Here is a 17,742-nt window from a genome sequence, read left to right on the forward strand (position 1 = left end):
TCTGCCTGCATGGGCAGCCTCTGTTTTTTATAAAAATGAGCGGTATCAAATGCGGAGCGAAGAGGAGCGGGATAGGAATGGATCATCTATTTTTCACCCTCGGGCAGAGAAGGGAATGGGGAGAGCAGTTTAATCGGCAATTTCCCGCGAAAGCAACGGAAGCAATTGCGGAGGCAGACCGTTGGTGCGCAGGAAATCGTCTGGTTTGGAAAAACATGAATATCGACTTGGGCGACCCTATCGACTGGCTTCATAATCCTACAGGGGACAAGGAATTTACTTGGGGCATCAATCGATTCAAGCATCTCCGCAGTTTAGGCATCGCTTACGCGTGCACAGGCAATGAGAAGTATGCAGCCAGAGCTTTAGCGCATATCACGGGATGGATCGACACCCAGCCTTGTCCGCGCAATGTGCCGGCGGAGGAACTCACCTATTTCCAAAGACCGGGTCCATGGCGGCTGCTGGAGACGGGGCTTAGACTGAGGCAATGGGTCTATGCCTATCATTTCTTCCATGGATCAGCGAGCTGGACCGGTGATCAGGAGCAGCGGTTTTTTGATTCGGTGAAGGAGCATGCTTGGTTCCTATCGACCTACACGGCAAGCATCGAAATCAATCACTCGATCATGCATATGATCGGATTGCTTAGCGCGGGACTTACGTTTATTTCATGGGAGGAAAGTCCGGAATGGCGCAATAAGGCGATTGAGCGTCTGGAGGATTGCATTCGCGTACAGGTGCTGTCCGATGGCGTCCATTCCGAGCTTACTCCGCATTACCATATGGTATCGCTTGAGCTGTTTGTCGATTGTGCGGTCATGCTGCAAAAGCGCGGCCTTGCGTTCTCCGACGAATACGAGCGGATTGTGGCAGGAATGGTACGCTTCGCGACCTGCATGACGAGGCAGGACGGCAGCATGGCTCCTTTCGCAGATTCGTATGCCACGCATCCCCCTGATCTTAATGCGGCAGCGCTTTATATGAATCAACCGGAATTCATGCTTGCCGAGCAGCTGCATGAGCAGTTCTGGACAGTCGGCCCACTTGCCATAAAGCAGCTTCTAGACGCACGGGGAGAAGGGAAGCTACCAGCCGCGAAGCTGCCCTTTGCTTTCCCGAAAGCGGGATATTACGGGCTGGGCAGCAGCGAGCAGAAGCTGATCTTTGACGCTGCTGCTTTGGGCGGGCCGCATGGGCATGCGGATGCTCTTTCCTTCGAGTTTTGCGCATTCGGAGAAGCGTTGTTTGTAGATCCAGGCACTTATACGTACATGGAAAACCCGTGGAGACGTTATTTCAAAAGCACATCCGCGCATAATACCGTTCTTGTCGACGGGCAGGACCAAACGCCATATTTGCGAACGCAGAGCTGGGGACTGCCTGAGGCGAATGTCACTTTGCTCACGTGGGAACCGGATCAGCAAATGATTTGTGCAGAGCATGACGGCTACGAAGGGCGAGGTATTAAGCATCGTCGCGCTGTATGGTTCCTAGAAAGCGGCGAATGGGTGATCTACGATCGCCTGACTGGAACAGGGCAGCATACGTTCCAGCACCGGCTTCATTCCAGACTGCTGGATTGGAAGGTGGAGAAGCTGGCAGGTGCCGAGTCCGCACCCTACTATGCAATAGGAAGCCGCTTGATGGGAGAAGATTCGCCCATTACATGCGAGATGCTGGTTTTTGGACCCGAATCGATGTCCATGGACGTGGAGGATAGCTGGGAGTCTGTTCTACCGATGACGATGCAGCCGCTGAAGGTGCTTCAGAGCTTGATAAATTCGAGTGAGGGAACCTGGTTTATTACCGTAATGAGGCCTAGTCAAGGAAGTGGCGAGTTGCAGCCGGCAGAGTGGAGCATCCAATTGGATGAATGGAAGCCGCCTGTACTTAGTTTGAATAGAGCGGATCGACATACCCGTTTTGTTATGCCTGAATGAATACTACGGAGGTGAAGGCTGTGGAGAGCTTCAACGGATTTATTTCGCATTATCTCATTTCAGGACCGAAACTAACGCCTTTTATAGCGGATAAAACAGATAAAAACCAGATTCGCTATGAGAAATATTTGAGATCCATCGTTGCGGAAAGGAATTTGCCTGCCCCATCCGATCAGATTCGTATAGGCAGCCTGAGCGAATTGGGACTTCCTTGGGCGTATTATTATCCGCGCAGCGGCTTTGTGAATATTAGTCAGTTTTCGGTCACACCGCAAAAAGTCGAGCTGCTGGCAGCTGCGGGGCTGGTTGTAAAGGAAGCGATAAAGGTACGAGCAGTAATTTGGACTTACGCAGCCGTTGATGTATGGCTTGGCGATCATAAGGTATGCTCCGTTATGGAGCCGGTGTACAAGCCGATCGTCAAGAAAGAAATTACCTTTATGCTCCAGAAAGGCTATAACGCATTAACGATTCGCATGCAGAATTTGGCGGTGCGGGATACGCGAAACATTTTCGGCATTCAATTATTGGAGAAGTGGGACTTGATCGATACCTCGCTCCCTGATCTGGAGAATGTCCAGCCGTTTCTCGCGTTGGATCACTGGTTATCGGGGATTGAAATGAGTGGAAGGAGAATTCACCTTCCCGCGAATCCTCCTTGTCCCGTCTATTTGACTTATCGTCATATTCAGAATGACGGGCAACGAATGGATATTAGCGGTTTGAGCTTTATTGATGTAGAAGAGGACGAGCTGATAGCTGTCGTTTACGGAGAGATAGATCAAAAAAAGCTGTCACGCAAAATCGAATTGCTGCAAAACCGCAAACCTATTTATCTGGAGTCAGCAGATTTCGCAGAACGAAGCAGAAGAATGTATAAGGAGCTTGCGGGTATTGGCGCTGGCCATACGTTCGAGCCGCTGCGATTCGGTTTGTTCTATGTGCTGGCACGTTGGGAGCTGGGGATGAAGGCGGCACATGATGAAGCTCACATCGTGCAGGCATTAGAACAAATAGAGAGAAGGGAAGATTGCTCGGACTTTTTTCTTGCCGGGCTGCTTCGCCTGATGCAATCCCATAGTCTGAATGCTGCCTTGTCTGACCGGGCTGAACGAGCCATTGTGAACTACCGGTATTGGATGACCGAGAACGGCTCGGACGGCATGTGCTTTTGGAGCGAGAATCATGCGCTAATGTTCTATATATGCGCCTATATGGCAGGCCGTGAATACCCGAATCAGACTTTCCCAAGGTCAGGGCGCACAGGTGTAGAAGTGAGCAAGGTGGCTAAGGGTAGAATACAGCAATGGTTGGCAGATATCGAGGAATATGGCTTTGAGGAGTTTCTAAGCACGGATTATATGTGCGTGACGCTCGGCGCTTTACTTAACGTTGTCGATTATATGGAGGAAAAGGAAGCATCCCGAGCCGCCCGGTTAATCGATAAGATGCTGGAAACCTTTGCTTGGCATACATTTCGCGGCTCTATCATTGCGCCGCAGGCTAGAATTTACCGTTCTGTCATTCTTCCATTCACCCAAGCGGCACAATCCTTAATAAGCTTGCTGGATGAAAAAGCGCCAATTGGCAACAGCGAATGGATGGTTTTCCTCATGAACAGCAAGTATCGGCTGCCAGATTCATTAGTCGGTCTGATGTACGAGCCTTTAGAGAGGGAATATCAGACAGGCAACGCGTGGATTAAGCTCAAAAAACATAAGGATTATATGCTTACCTCTGTACAGTCGCCGAGAAAGGATGAGCGTCCCGGCTATTGGGAAAATATTAGCTTTGATGACGAAGCCGACATCGAATCCAATGATTATATTAAATCTTTTAATGAGCGATTTCACGGCACCTCCCGCTTTGAACCTGGCGTCCAGGGCTATCAGCAGCATATGTGGTATGCGGCGCTAGATAATGATACGGTTGTGTTCACGAACCATCCAGGCGAGATGTCAGATGATGGCGGCATGCGCCCGGGATACTGGTATGGGAACGGCATCATGCCCGCGATTAAGCAGCAGGGCCAGTTACTTGGAGCTGTCTATGATATTGGTGAAGACCACCCAGTTTCGTTCACGCATCTCTTTTTCCCGAAAAGCAAGTTTGATATAGTATCACAGGTAGGCTCGTGGTTGTTCGGTCAAAAGGACGGCGGTTATGCAGCTATCTGGAGCAGTGACATCAAAGTGCCTCATAATGATCTTTTGTTTGAGTGCGAATATCGGGTATATGGCAGCCAAACGGCTTATTTATGCCAATGCGGCTCCAAAGAGGAGTTTAAAAGCCTGAGTCAATTCATGCGCTATTGCGAGCAGCTTTCTCCTGAATTTGACCGATCTTTGCTTACGCTTTCTGCTTCAAACGGATTTGAACTGACCTTTGATCGATGCGAGAACAAGACGCAATATATCTAAGATTGTTTAATGAAATAGAAGAGGAGAATGCTACATGAGTCGAATAAACGAATGGGAAAACGCCGAGCCGGGTGTCAAACGCAAAATTTTCACGCCAGGCGAGACGATCATGATGATGGAGGTTCATTTCGAGGAGGGTGCGGAAGGGTATTTGCATAGTCATGTGCACGAACAGCTTTCTTATTGTTTGGAGGGGCAACTGGAATTTACGATTAATGGCGAAAAAACGGTCATTGCAGCTGGGGATTCGATTTATATTCCGAGTCTCGCCGAGCATGGCTGCCGAGCCCTTCAGAAGAGCAAGCTGCTGGACACCTTTACTCCGCTAAGACAGGATTTAATCACATAGCACAGCTATGCACGCTAATATGACGATTTCCATTATCCTTCATACACTCTTCTTTGATTGGAAAAACTTACAGACATTGCTTTTAAAAAAATTTATCTTATGGGGAATTAAGTCACGAGCAGTAATCCATGTAATCGAACCAAGCCAATACCGGAAGCGGAAACTTCGCGAACATATGAATTTGTATTCCGAAGATGATATTTAATGGTTTATGAAGACGAGCGCTTTTTGCGGCTCGTCTCTTTTTATGCTAAATGGTAAGGCTAGGTTGGAAATCTATTATGGTCAAAAAAGTACCAATGGAAAGTCATACCTCTCATCTATGAATCCGATTTGGCTTCGCGGATAATAAACGTAAGCAAATGAACGATATTAACATTTGGAAGGTGATGAAAGGTGAAAAAAACTTTAATTGCAGTACTAGCCGGGCTAAGCATGTTGACTGCGGCCTGCTCAGGGAATGGCACTTCGACAGAATCGAACGTGCCGGAAGCAAGCGTCGATCCAACCCAGGAGACAGCATCCAACGAGACGCAGAAACTCAGCCTACGATTTATGATTCCGGTCGGCCCTGCATTTGCCAATTCCACATTTCCTGCAGCAGACAAGGACTTCGTCAAACAAGTCATCGAAGAAAAATTCAACGTGGATCTGAAACTGGATTATATGGTGGTCGGCGAGGATTACAAAAATAAGATGAACGTACAGCTGGCAGGCGGGGATATACCGGATATCTTCATCGGTGACGGTGCCGCTTCGCAAAAGTATGCGACCGACGGACTGCTGGCCGACTTGACGACCTACTTGAACGAAGAAACGATGCCGAATTATTACAAGTGGGTTAAACAGCAAGAGTTGGACTCATACCAATTGAAAGGAACAGGCTTTAACCGGGGAATCCTCCCCTTCATGCGCAATCAGTTCCCGGCATGGTACGTGCGCAAGGATTGGTTAGACAAGCTGAATTTGGAGGTACCGGCATCTTATGACGAGATGATCGAGGTCATGCGTCAATTCACCAATAACGATCCTGACGGAAACAACAAGAAGGATACGTACGGGTTCTCGACATCAGGCAACGGAGCCAGCATACCTTTGGAGTTCCCGCAATGGCTGGCGAACGGTTTTGTGGCTGACTTCCAAATCGCCAATGGATCGTTTGTAGACAATAGGACCGACCTCGGCGTTCAGAAGGTAATCGAGGATATTATCGCCATAAGCAACGAAGGCATCCTCGATCCGGACTGGTTCTTGAGCAAATCTCCGGGACATCTGGATAAAGCGGCACAAGGCAAAATCGGCATGTTCTTTAGCGGAGATCAGAATGCCGCATTGGAAGGTGTCCCTAACAGCATTCAATCGCGTACGAAAGCGATAAATCCCGAAGCGGACTGGCAGCCTTTTAATCCGTTCCCGGACAAACCTGCGATCTGGAAATACGGAGTCCCCGAAGCTTCCATCATGGTCGGCAAAACTGTAGCGGAGCAAAAACCGGAGAACGTGATTCGATCGTTCGAAATTCTAAACTGGTTGACCGGTGAGGAAGGGTATCTGCTGACCCATTACGGCCAAGAGGGCAGACACTACACGAAAAACGGCAATACGATCACGCTCATCCCAGAGGCGTACGATGCCGATATCGCAAACGCAGGCAATTGGCTTGGCATCTATCGTTTCTTTACACCGGAAGAGCCGTCCGTGCTCGGCTTTGAAGTGATCGACCCGCGCATATCCCCGCGCGACCAGGCTGTCTCGAAGACAGTTGCATCATTCCCGAAACATGACGCGCTGCCGCCAATCACGCTTGCTCCGCCGGAGGGGATGAACATCGGCGACCTGCGCAAGGAAATGAACAAGCTGCACATCAAGATGATCTTTGAAGATAAAAGCGCCGCCAATTGGCCGAAATACCGCGAAACATTAATGACGACGTTCAAAGGAAAAGATATCTTCCAAGGGTATACCGACCAAATCAACGCGGCGCTCAAAGACAATAAATTAAACGATTTCAAATAAGGATAACCGAAGAAAACCCTGGTGGCGCAGGGTTTTCTTCCTATCGGCAGCCAGACTGGCGGCAAGGAGGAACAGGATGAACAAAACAATTGTGAGCGAGTCAATGACCACTGCTAAACCTATAGGATACCGAAAGTCGCTTCAGAGATTGTACCGGAGCAAATGGATGATTATCATGATGATTCCCGGACTGCTCTATTATTTATTGTTTCACTATGTACCCATGGCGGGCATCCTGATCGCCTTTCAAGATTACAACCTGTTGAAGGGCATATGGGGAAGTCCGTGGGTGGGATTGGATAATTTTCGAATCATCTTTCAATCTCCCGATTTTCCTCTCATTATGAAAAATACGTTGGTTATCAGCGTCTATCGCATCGTGTTCAATATGCTTCCGGATGTGATGTTGGCGCTTATGCTGAACGAAATTCGTTCGCAATGGTTCAAGCGGGTCGTGCAGACGATTACCTACGGTCCTCATTTTTTATCTTGGATAATCGTGTACGGAATCGTTTTTTCCTTATTCGCGCCAGGCTCGGGGTTGTTCACGACATTCATCCGAGACATGGGGTGGGGCGAGCTGAATTTGCTAACCGACGCCGACTATTTCCGTCCACTCTTGATCGGCTCCGATTTATGGAAAAACGTAGGATTTGGTGCGATTATCTATTTGGCCGCGCTTGCCGGCATTAATCAAGAGCTGTACGAGGCCGCTGTCGTGGACGGCGCGGGAAGATGGCGACAGATGTGGCATATTACGCTGCCCGGCATCCGCTCGGTCTTCGTGCTCCTGCTTATTCTCAGGCTCGGCAGCATTCTCGACGCGGGATTCGACCAGGTGTACATCTTCTTGAATGCCAGGGTCTACGATGTTGGCGACATTATCGACACGTGGGTGTTTAGACAAGGGCTCGAACAACTGAATTTCAGCATCGCCGCCGCAACTGGTGTATTCAAATCGGTGATCGGATTGATCTTTATTCTAGGCGCAAACAAACTGGCCAAGAAAGTTGGAGGTTCAGGCATATGGTAACCAAATCGGACCGACTCGTCGACGCCCTGATATATATCGTTTTGGCTCTGTTCGCGTTATCGACGTTATTTCCGCTCTATTTCGTATTCGTGATGTCGGTAACGCCCTATACCGAGGTGCTTCGCAACGGTGGTTTTATCCTTTGGCCGAGCTCCTTTACGCTTCAAGCCTATAAAGAAATATTCGCCAGCAACCGCATACCGGATGCTTTGCAAATTACCGTTTTCATCACGGTTGTAGGCACTTTTTTGAATCTGCTCGTCACCTCGCTGCTTGCCTATCCGCTGTCGAAGAAATCGACGCCATGGCGTAACGGGATTTTGCTCGTGATCATTTTCACCTTGCTGTTTAATGGTGGACTGATACCGACCTATTTGGTCGTCAGGGAGCTGGGCCTATACAACACGATCTGGGCCTTGTTTGTTCCGGGAATGGTATCGACCTTTAACTTCCTGATTATGAAAACGTATTTCGAGAGTTTGCCCCAGGAGGTTGAAGAAGCGGCGCGTGTCGACGGCTGCGGCGATATCGCGACACTTGTGCGGATTGTGCTCCCGCTCTCGGCTCCCATTATGGCAACCGTCGGCTTATTCTATGGAATCGGTCATTGGAACGAATATTTTAAAGGGATTATGTACGTGACGGAAAGGAATCTTGCACCGATCCAGGTCGTCCTGCGCAACATGATTCAGACGCCGAGTATTAGCCAAGAGCTGGCGGTTAACTCGACGAATCTGGCGATGCTGCCTCCGGAGACGATCAAGATGGCAACGGTCGCCGTCGCCATTCTGCCAATCGTGCTCGTTTATCCTTTTCTGCAAAAGTATTTCATTAAAGGTGTCATGATCGGTGCGATTAAGGGATAGGGGAACGAAAATGAAGTGGTCGTCGTGAAGTTCGATCTCACGTGGTCGCGCTTCGAAATCTTTTCCTTAGCAACGAGTAATGATGCCGCGTCAATAATAACCGATATCGTTCTTAATCAAAAAAGGATCCAGCAGCAATCGATGCTGCTGGATCCTTTTTTTCCGTCGTCAGCACCGATTGTCAAAAAAGTACCGATTAAAAGTCAAATCCCTCCTCTATGATTCAAGAGAGTATAGGTTAATAATGGATACCAATAGAGAGATGGAGTTTGCTAGATATCATCGGCATCGGGTCTAATGATAGGCCAATATACAATCATGAAGAAAGGTGTGAAGGAATGAAAAGATTCGTAAGTTTATTAATGGTCTTGGCGTTGTTCATCGGCAATATCCCTTTGTTGTCGTCAAGCCGTGTATCGGCGGCCGAGGCGGGGCTCATTAATGGCGGCTTCGAGAGCGGCCTGACCGGTTGGACGCAGACGGCCGGCACGACCGGCGTCTCTGCCAGCACGGAGCAGAAGGTATCCGGAAGCAGCAGTCTGAAGGTTGTAGATGCCAGTGCAGGCACGTCGATCGCTGTAGAGAGCGACAAACAAGCCGCAGCCGGGGGGCATCTCTACTCGGTGACGGGCGCTGTCTACCTGGAATCGGGAACGACGAACGTCCAGCTTCGTTTTTATGACGAATCGAACACGCTCGTCGGGACGCCTTCTTCCGCCTACGTATCCACGCCGTTGAATGCCTGGACGAGCTTCAACGTAACTTCCGAAGCGCCAGAGAACGCCGCTAAGTGGAACGTGTACGTTAATACCGGAAATTCGAACACCGGAACGAGCTATTACGACGATCTTCAGGTTTCTGAAAGCGCATTCTCCGCGCTGCCGATTGAGGATTCCTTCGACGGCGATGCGATCGGTTCGTCGCCGAGCGCCTACACGGTCGGCGGCCTTGGACTTGTCTCGGTTACGGATACACCGGGGGAAGGCAACAAGAGCTTGACGCTGCGAGATCAGCAAGCATCGACAGCGGGCGTCTCCGCGATCCGACCGATTCAGCCGATTACAAGCGGTAGATATGAGCTGGAAACGCGGTTTCTGTATGAACCGGATGCTTCAGGAGCGGGTAACCAGCTTGCCTTTAATATAAATCTGTTGGGCAAAAACGAGAGCGGGGCGTTGCTGCCCGGAGCTCAAATCAAAATTCTGAACAATGGCGGTGCCAAGATCATAAGCGGCGCGGGCAACGCCGACCTGCCGAACGGGAACGGCTCGCTGGCAACAAACAAATGGTATACGATTCGAATCGCGGTAAACATGGACAGCAAAACGTACGACGTGTATATGACAAGCGACGCGATCGAACCTGGCACTTATATCAAGCCGCCGGCGATCCGCGTTGACGAGCATACCGCCGTTCTACTCAATCGCCCCTTTGTCACAAGCGGGCTCGTCAGCTTGAATCGGATCCAACTGGAAACGCTGGATAAAACGGGCGCGGTTCACTTTGATCGCATGAATCTCGTTCGGAAGCACGGCGTGAGCGGCATGGTACGCGATGCGGAAGGAGAAGGGTTGGCCGGCGCAACTGTAAAAGTGTACGCCGCGAGCGATACTGGCTTTATTTACGCTCTCGATAGCGCCGCAACGGGTGCAGACGGGTCCTATACGTTCCAAAAGGCAGTCAATGACGGCAACTACGTGCTGCGAGCTTCCTTGCCGGGATATGCGACCGTCTCTCAACCGCTGACGGCGTCGGAGGCTGGGCTTACCGACACCCATCTGGTTCTGAGTGAATCGGAATCGGTTCTTCACGCAATCGGCGGAAAGGTGGTCGCGGCAGACACCGGTCAGCCTGTCGTTGGCGCAGAAATTCGGTTATACGATGACAATTTGTCCTCTCAATACGGTATCGCCACAACTGGGGCCGACGGATCGTTTGCCATCGATGCGGAAGTATATGATGGCAGGTACATGCTCAAAGCCGAACATGACGGGTACGTAACGACGACCTGGCCTGTCGCGGTTTGGGAATCGGACATGACGGACGAGACGGTCGCGATGCCGGCGAAGACGGCCGTGGTTACCGCCGACACGGTCGTTAAGCCGCCGCAGGGCGTACATCCCCGGCTGTACGTCAGGGCAGCCGATATCCCGCAGCTGCAGGCCAAGCTGTCTGATCCGACGATGCAGACGGTATGGAATGCCGTGCTCGCGAGCAGCGATAATGCCTCATTTACGATCAGCAGCGGCACGACCTTGGAGCTTGAAACCTATCCGCTACCCAACGCGCAGCAGGCGCGATATGTCCGGATCATAGGCAAAGGGAACAACGGCGGGTCTTCGGCTCCCTGGAACTCGATCACGGAAGCGAGAATATACGGCGAGCCGCAAGGTGGCGGATACGCCAACCTGCCCGTGCAGTCGTCGACCTGGAGCGCCGCGCAGGACAGCGACCACGAAGGACCGAAGACGCTGGACGGGGACTTTAATACGTACTGGACGTCTGATGGCGCGGGGCAATGGATGAAGTACGACTTGGGTTCCGTACAGGAGGTGCATGCGGTCGCGCTGGCATTCTTCAAGGGCAACGTCCGCAATTCGTTTTTTGACGTGGACGTGTCGACGGACGGTCAAGCATGGACTCGTCTCGATCTGGAGACGGGAGACCGTCCGGAAGGCTGGCTGCCCCCGATCAAAGGCGACTCGAAGACGAACTACATTCGAGGCGTACGCCAGGCGATCGAAGCAGCGGCGATGCGTTATCTCGTGGAAGGCGATGCGGAACAGGGAGAACGGGCTGTGACGATGGTCAAAAACTTTCTGGGTACCGTCGACTTCACACCGGTCGAACAATACCATCAGGTCGGAGATACGCTCAACGCGGCTGCCATCGTCTATGATTGGTGCTTCCCGCTCATGGATGATCAGGAGCGGTCGTATATCATCGCCAAGATGAAGCTGCTGGCCGAGGATTTGGAGATGGGCTATCCGCCGCAGCCGAAGGTGCCCGCGATCGAGAGCCACTACAGCGAGGACCAGCTTCTCAAAAACTTGCTCGCGGCAGGCGTCGCCATATACGACGAGGATCCGGAGCACGAAATCTACAACTACGCCGCCGTTATGCTCATGAATCAATTCGTGCCCGTGCGTAATTTCTGGTATGAATCCGGCATGCATCATCAGGGTGACTCTTACGGCATGCAAGGTCGATACGAACCGGAGCTGTGGGCGCAGATCATCATGCGGAAGATGGGAGCCGGAGACATTTTCACCGAAGCCCAGGGCGATGTTCTGATGCGAGCGATGTATACTCGCAGGCCGGACGGCCAGCTTCTCCGCGATGGCGATTCCTATCAGGATGTTTACACGCCTGTAAATCAGACATGGAAATATGTGAAGGAGTCCATGCTCGCTTCTTATTTGTACGACAATCCTTATGTCCACGATATGTTCCAAGGCGAATACGTGCCGGGGACGATCGATCCGGTCGCCGAGATGCTGTTCGTCAAGCCGGAACTGGCTTCCAGTCCGGTTGACGAGCTGCCGCTTACCAAATACTTCGGCTCGCCGATGGGCTCGATGATCGCGCGCACGGGCTGGGACAATCCGACTGCCATCGACAAAAATTCGTCATCCGTCGTCGCGGAGATGAAAATCGGCGGTTATTGGTTCGGCAACCATCAGCACCTCGATATGGGCAGCTTTCAGCTGTATTATCAAGGCTCGCTCGCGCTTGACAGCGGCATGTACGAGGGTCTGCCTGCCCCGGGAGCCAAGTCCGAGTCCTATATGAGCGGCCATGACCGGAACTACTACAAGCGAACGATCGCGCACAACTCCATGCTCGTCCACGATCCGGCGGAGGTCCCGGTCTATCGCGGCCAATCGCTGCTGAACGATGGCGGTCAGCTATGGGCGAACGGCTCGGGCACTTACGCCGAAGCCTGGTCGCTCGAGGAACTGGCGGGCAAGGACTACGCCCGGGCCAAGGTCACCGGGCAGTCATACGGCGGCGGATCGGATCCGCTTGCACCAGAGTACAGCTATATCAAAGGCGATCTGACGCATGCTTATTCGGACAAAGTCAAGCAGTTCGAACGCTCGATGATGTTCCTGAATCTGAAGGACACCGATCATCCCGCTGCGATGGTTGTATTCGACAAGGTCGTCTCTTCAAATCCGAATTTCAAGAAGACATGGCTGCTTCATACGGAAGAGGAACCTGTTGTGGACGGCACTTTCACGACCGTGACCAGAAGCGATAGCGGATACACCGGCAAGCTAGTCAACGAGACGCTGCTGCCGCTCGCGGACAATCTGAACATTGAAAAGGTAGGCGGGCCGGGTCGTGAATTCGAAACAGGCGGAACGAACTATCCGCGCATTCCTTCAGGCAGGCCTGAATTTAACACAATCGAAGCGGGCGAATGGCGCGTGGAAGTATCGCCCGAAGCGCATGCGGAGACCGACTACTTCCTGAACGTTATGCAGGTGATGGACGACGGAGAAACGGCGGTTCTGCCGAGCCAGAGACTGGATGCCGATCTGATGACCGGCGTGCAAATCGCGGACAGAGCGGTCTGGTTCAGCAAGAGCGGCCAGCGCTTGAATAAATCGGTGACGTTGTCCGTCTACGGTTCTCAGGCGGAAATGACGGTAACCGTAGCCGATATGCAAGCGGGAAATTGGAAAATTTCGATGCCCGGCCAAGCCGACCGAACAGGCGTAGTGAGCGAAGAAGGCGGCGTTCTGTCATTCGCGGCACCTGCCGGGACTTATACGCTGACACTTGCCGGCGATGAGCCTGCGGCCGAATATTCCGTTGCTTATAGCGGGAATGGCCATATGGGAGGAACGGTGCCTTCGGATAGCCATTCGTATTTGCCTGGCGCCGCGGTAACAATCGCAGGGAACTCTGGAAATCTGGTAAGAGAGGGCTACGCATTTACGGGTTGGAATACGGCAACGGACGGCAGCGGAACGAAACATGCGGCTAGCGCGACATTTATTATGGGTTCGGCAAACGCGACACTGTACGCGCAGTGGAAGAAGAACCCGCCGGTAGATCCTCCGGTGAACCCGCCAGTGAACCCACCAGTGAACCCGCCGGTAACTCCGCTGCCAGCCACTCCTACAGAAAGCGACTTTAGCGATATTTCTGGATACTGGGCGGAGGCTGATATTAAGCGAGCGATAAGCATCGGATTCATAAAAGGTTATCCTGATGAAACCTTTAAACCCGGCAATAAGGTGACGCGCGCGGAATTCACGGTCATGCTGATGAACGCGCTGAAGCCGCAGGCGGAGGGTGCGGCTCTTCAATTAACCGATTTAGAGAGGATTGGCAACTGGGCACAGAAAGCTGTGGCACAGGCGATCGATCTTGGAATTGTTAAAGGCTATGAAGACGGCAGTTTCCGTCCTGAAGCCGAAATTACCCGCGCAGAGATGGCAGCTATGCTCACTAAAGCTATGGGTCTCCCTATCGAAGCGAATGCACCAACAGGCTTTGCGGACGACAAAAACATTCCGGCTTGGGCAAAAGGCGCAGTAGCCGCCTTGAAGAATGCCGGGATCATCCAAGGGAAAGGCGCGAATCATTTCGCTCCTCAAGACTCTGCGACTCGTGCAGAGGCGGTAACCGTTTTGCTAAAATTGTTGGATCGAAAAAGCAGCTAAAAAACAGGTTCAGGTCAGGATGCTCCACTCCTATCCAAATCCTATAGTGCTCAACTTGAGTACGGACCACCCTTATGGGTGGTTTTTTGTTCGTTCGAATTGGTCATCGGCAACGGTACCTTTTTTCGGTCGACTGCTGATTGGCGTACTGTCGAGGAAACGACCACGTGTTTCCATTGGCTTCTGAACCAGAGATTCTTTCATTATTCTTTCAGAGGTGCTTGTTATACTTGCAATAGTTCACATTTGTCTTAAATAAACAGAGGAGGAAAACAGTAATGACAGCACGGCATTGGACTAGGCAAGCGATTGTAGGTTTGATTATTTTTGTAACAGTATTTGGCAGTATTCCAAGTTGGATTAATCCAGAGGGATCCTACGTTCAAGCTGCAGGAGGCTTTGCTGGGGGAAGTGGTTCGGACATCGATCCCTTTCTAATTTCTACAGCCGATCAGTTAAATGAAGTTAGGGATCATCTGGATAGCTACTTTAAATTGGTTAATGATATTGATTTAAGTGATTATGACAATGGTCAATCATGGGAGCCAATAGGCACCTATGGGGATCCATTTTCGGGAAGTTTAAATGGCAATAATTATACAATTTCAAACTTGTTTATTAACACTAATACTTCCAATCAGCATCTTGGGTTATTTGGTTATATGCTTGGTTCTGGAAGTATAAAAAATGTCGTGCTTGAAAATGCACATGTAGAAGGTGACTACAGTGTAGGAGCCCTTGCTGGTTATGTTCAGGATGGCATATTTGAAAATATTACGGTTACAGGATCAGTGTATGGGGGGAGTGGAAGTGTAGATGTAGGTGGCGTTATTGGTTTTAGTGAAAATACGATACTCTCTAATATTAATGCTGAAGCATATGTAGAAGGCTATGACCATGTAGGTGGGATAACCGGTTATAGTATTAATGATACCGTTAGCGATGTTTATTTTGATGGGGAAGTAAAGGGTATCCATTATTATATAGGTGGTCTATTCGGTATCATTAGTGACGCTACTATTCGCAATAGTGGTTCCACAGGAAGTGTATCTGGACATCAATATATAGGTGGGCTAGCAGGGGCTCTTGATCATTCATCCGTTAGCGAAAGTTATTCTCATGCCAATGTATCTAATACGGATGATGACATGGGCGGATTGATTGGCAACAGCATGAATTCACATATTAAAGATTCATATGCTACTGGTGATGTAACAGGTGAAGATGATTTAGGGGGATTGGTTGGATACAGCGAAGAGACAAAAATAGAAAATTCATTTGCTACTGGTAATGTAACAGGAGGCGATGATGTAGGTGGCTTAGTAGGTGATAATGAGGGGGGAATTATCTCTTACAGCTATGCGACAGGTAATGTGATTGCAGAATCATATGTTGGTGGTTTAGTAGGTGAGAACGAATCGCCTGCTACAGGAGATTCGTTAATCGAATATAGTGTTGCGAAGGGAAATGTAAGCGGGATTAGTGAGGTAGGTGGAGCTGTAGGTTACAACTATAAAGGGATAGTAAATAATAGTTATGCAACAGGATCTATAACTGGAGAACTGATAGTGGGCGGTTTAGTCGGTGATAATCTAGAAGGATTTGTTGAAAATAGCTATTCGAACGGACTTGTAACCGGCGATGATCTTAAAGGTGGATTAGTTGGGTCTAATATTGCTGGGAGTATTGTAGGCAGTTATTTTGATACCGAAACTTCCGGCCAGTCGGATAATCTTGGTGAGGGATTAGACTCAGAAGCAATGAAGACAATGGACTCCTATGTGAATTGGGATTTCGACAATATATGGAAGATGGATCTTCATAATAATGGCTATCCTTATTTTAATGCATACCAATCCTTTATAACTTATGTAAGTAATGATACAGATCCAGAAAGCGAACTAACGAATAGTAACGCATATACATTAGATTCCCCCGTGTTAGTAATTGGTAATGATCAGAATTGGGGAATGCAAGGTTTTCTTTTTAATAGCTGGAATACAGAAAGAGATGGTACTGGAATCTCATATAACGAGGGGGACACGATATCATCCAATACAAGTATCATATTATATGCCTCGTGGACAGATAATAGCGAGAAACTTAGCGGGTTGAGATTATCTGAAGGAGCAAGCTTAAATCCATCCTTTTCAGAAAATATAACGAGCTATACATCTCAAGTTGCAAATCATGTGAGTAGTATCAAAGTAACACCTACCCTAGTTGCGTCTGATTCAACAGCGACAGTAGCGATTAATGAGGAAACCGCACTGACAGTACGAAGTGGTCAGGAAAGCTCTGGGCTTGCTTTGGGTGTGGGTGCAAATACAATTAAAGTGGTAATCACAGCGGCGGATGGAACGACAATCAAGACGTATACCGTGAATGTAACGCGAGAAAATTCTCAAAATGCAGGAATTCCTTCGCTTAGCTCCAATTCCAATATCAAGAAATTGGTGCTAGATATAGGCGAGCAGCTAGATGCCGAATTTAGTTCGGATACATTGAGCTATACTCGAAATGTAGATCATAGCGTGCGTCAAATTTGGATCACTCCAACATTAGAGGATGTTAGAGCAACTGCAGCGTTACAAATGAATGGTGTTAATTATGTTGTTACAAGTGGCAGCAAGAGCAGTGAGTTGCCATTAAAAGTAGGTTCTAACCTCATTGAAATCATGATTACAGCGGAGAATGGTTCCATTAAACGTTATACTCTGATCATTGTACGTAAACAAGAAATAGAAGTTGATAACAAGTGCTTATTTAAAGATATTGAGCTTCATTGGGCAAAGGCGGAAATTTGTGAAGCAGCAAGCTTAGGTATTGTGAAAGGAACGAGTGCTCAACATTTTGGGGCAAATACAGCGGTTACTCGCGCGGAGTTTGTCGTCATGTTAATGCGTATGCTTAAAGTCGAGCAGTTTGAGGAATCAACCCCTATTTCATTCCTTGATCAAGACTCTATTCCAGAATGGGCTCGTCCAGCTATATACACAGCGCTTAAGCAAGGAATGATAGAAGGATATGTGGATGAAACGCTTCGTCCATTGGATACAATAAATCGTGCAGAAATGGCAGCTATCATTGCACGGGTTATGAACTGGCCTAAAGGTAATATTACATTTTCATCTTATTCGGATGATGCAAGCATTCCCGAATGGGCTAAAGGCTTTGCTCAATCCGCTCTCGAGCATGGCATTGTAACAGGCCGTTTAAATCATACATTTGTACCTTTTGGTAACACAACTAGAGCGGAAGCAACAGCTGTTATGTTACGACTTCAAAAAATCCTATAGATTATATTTCAAATGCCCCAAACAGATAAAGGTGAATTCTGATTCGATTTTGAATGAGAATTCACCTTTTTTATTTCGCGCAATAGATGASGAGAAGGCGATGTTCTTCACGCTGGACGGCAAGAAGCTCAAGAAGCT

8 protein-coding genes are annotated in these 17,742 nt (G+C 49.5%); all 8 read left to right on the top strand.

All coding sequences use genetic code 11. From position 1 onward, the window contains the following. Positions 1 to 77: 77 nt before the first annotated feature. The 8 genes from AB4Z29_RS15890 to AB4Z29_RS15925 all read left to right on the top strand — a co-directional run bounded on the left by AB4Z29_RS15890 (position 78) and on the right by AB4Z29_RS15925 (position 17,604). Positions 78 to 1,943 carry a heparinase II/III family protein gene (locus AB4Z29_RS15890; RefSeq protein WP_441944010.1) on the top strand — a complete coding sequence of 622 codons (1,866 nt, stop codon included), beginning with the start codon at positions 78 to 80 and terminating at the stop codon, positions 1,941 to 1,943. 20 nt (positions 1,944 to 1,963) lie between these two features. Further along, a complete protein-coding gene (locus tag AB4Z29_RS15895; protein WP_441944011.1) occupies positions 1,964 to 4,363 on the top strand; it encodes a hypothetical protein in 2,400 nt (799 codons plus the stop codon). 34 nt (positions 4,364 to 4,397) lie between these two features. After that, entirely contained in the window at positions 4,398 to 4,712 is a 315-nt protein-coding gene (locus AB4Z29_RS15900; RefSeq protein ID WP_441944012.1) for a cupin domain-containing protein, read from the top strand. A gap of 396 nt (positions 4,713 to 5,108) precedes the next feature. Further along, positions 5,109 to 6,728: an extracellular solute-binding protein gene (locus AB4Z29_RS15905; protein ID WP_441944013.1), complete on the top strand. Its 1,620-nt coding sequence runs from the start codon at positions 5,109 to 5,111 to the stop codon at positions 6,726 to 6,728. Positions 6,729 to 6,804: 76 nt separating this feature from the next. Then, on the top strand, positions 6,805 to 7,761 hold the full coding sequence (locus tag AB4Z29_RS15910; RefSeq protein ID WP_441944014.1) for an ABC transporter permease: 957 nt from the start codon (positions 6,805 to 6,807) through the stop codon (positions 7,759 to 7,761). Further along, positions 7,755 to 8,627 carry a carbohydrate ABC transporter permease gene (locus tag AB4Z29_RS15915; RefSeq protein ID WP_441944015.1) on the top strand — a complete coding sequence of 291 codons (873 nt, stop codon included), beginning with the start codon at positions 7,755 to 7,757 and terminating at the stop codon, positions 8,625 to 8,627. Before AB4Z29_RS15910 ends, AB4Z29_RS15915 begins: the two co-directional genes overlap by 7 nt. A gap of 338 nt (positions 8,628 to 8,965) precedes the next feature. Beyond that, positions 8,966 to 14,305, top strand: a complete 5,340-nt coding sequence (gene hepB, locus AB4Z29_RS15920) for a heparin/heparin-sulfate lyase HepB (protein ID WP_441944016.1) — start codon at positions 8,966 to 8,968, stop codon at positions 14,303 to 14,305. A 278-nt stretch (positions 14,306 to 14,583) separates the two neighbouring features. Next, positions 14,584 to 17,604 (top strand): GLUG motif-containing protein, encoded by a 3,021-nt coding sequence (locus AB4Z29_RS15925; RefSeq protein WP_441944017.1) that lies wholly within the window; start codon positions 14,584 to 14,586, stop codon positions 17,602 to 17,604. Positions 17,605 to 17,742: the final 138 nt, after the last annotated feature.

This window comes from Paenibacillus sp. 2TAB23, from assembly GCF_052115165.1.
Classification (GTDB): Bacteria; Bacillota; Bacilli; order Paenibacillales; family Paenibacillaceae; genus Pristimantibacillus.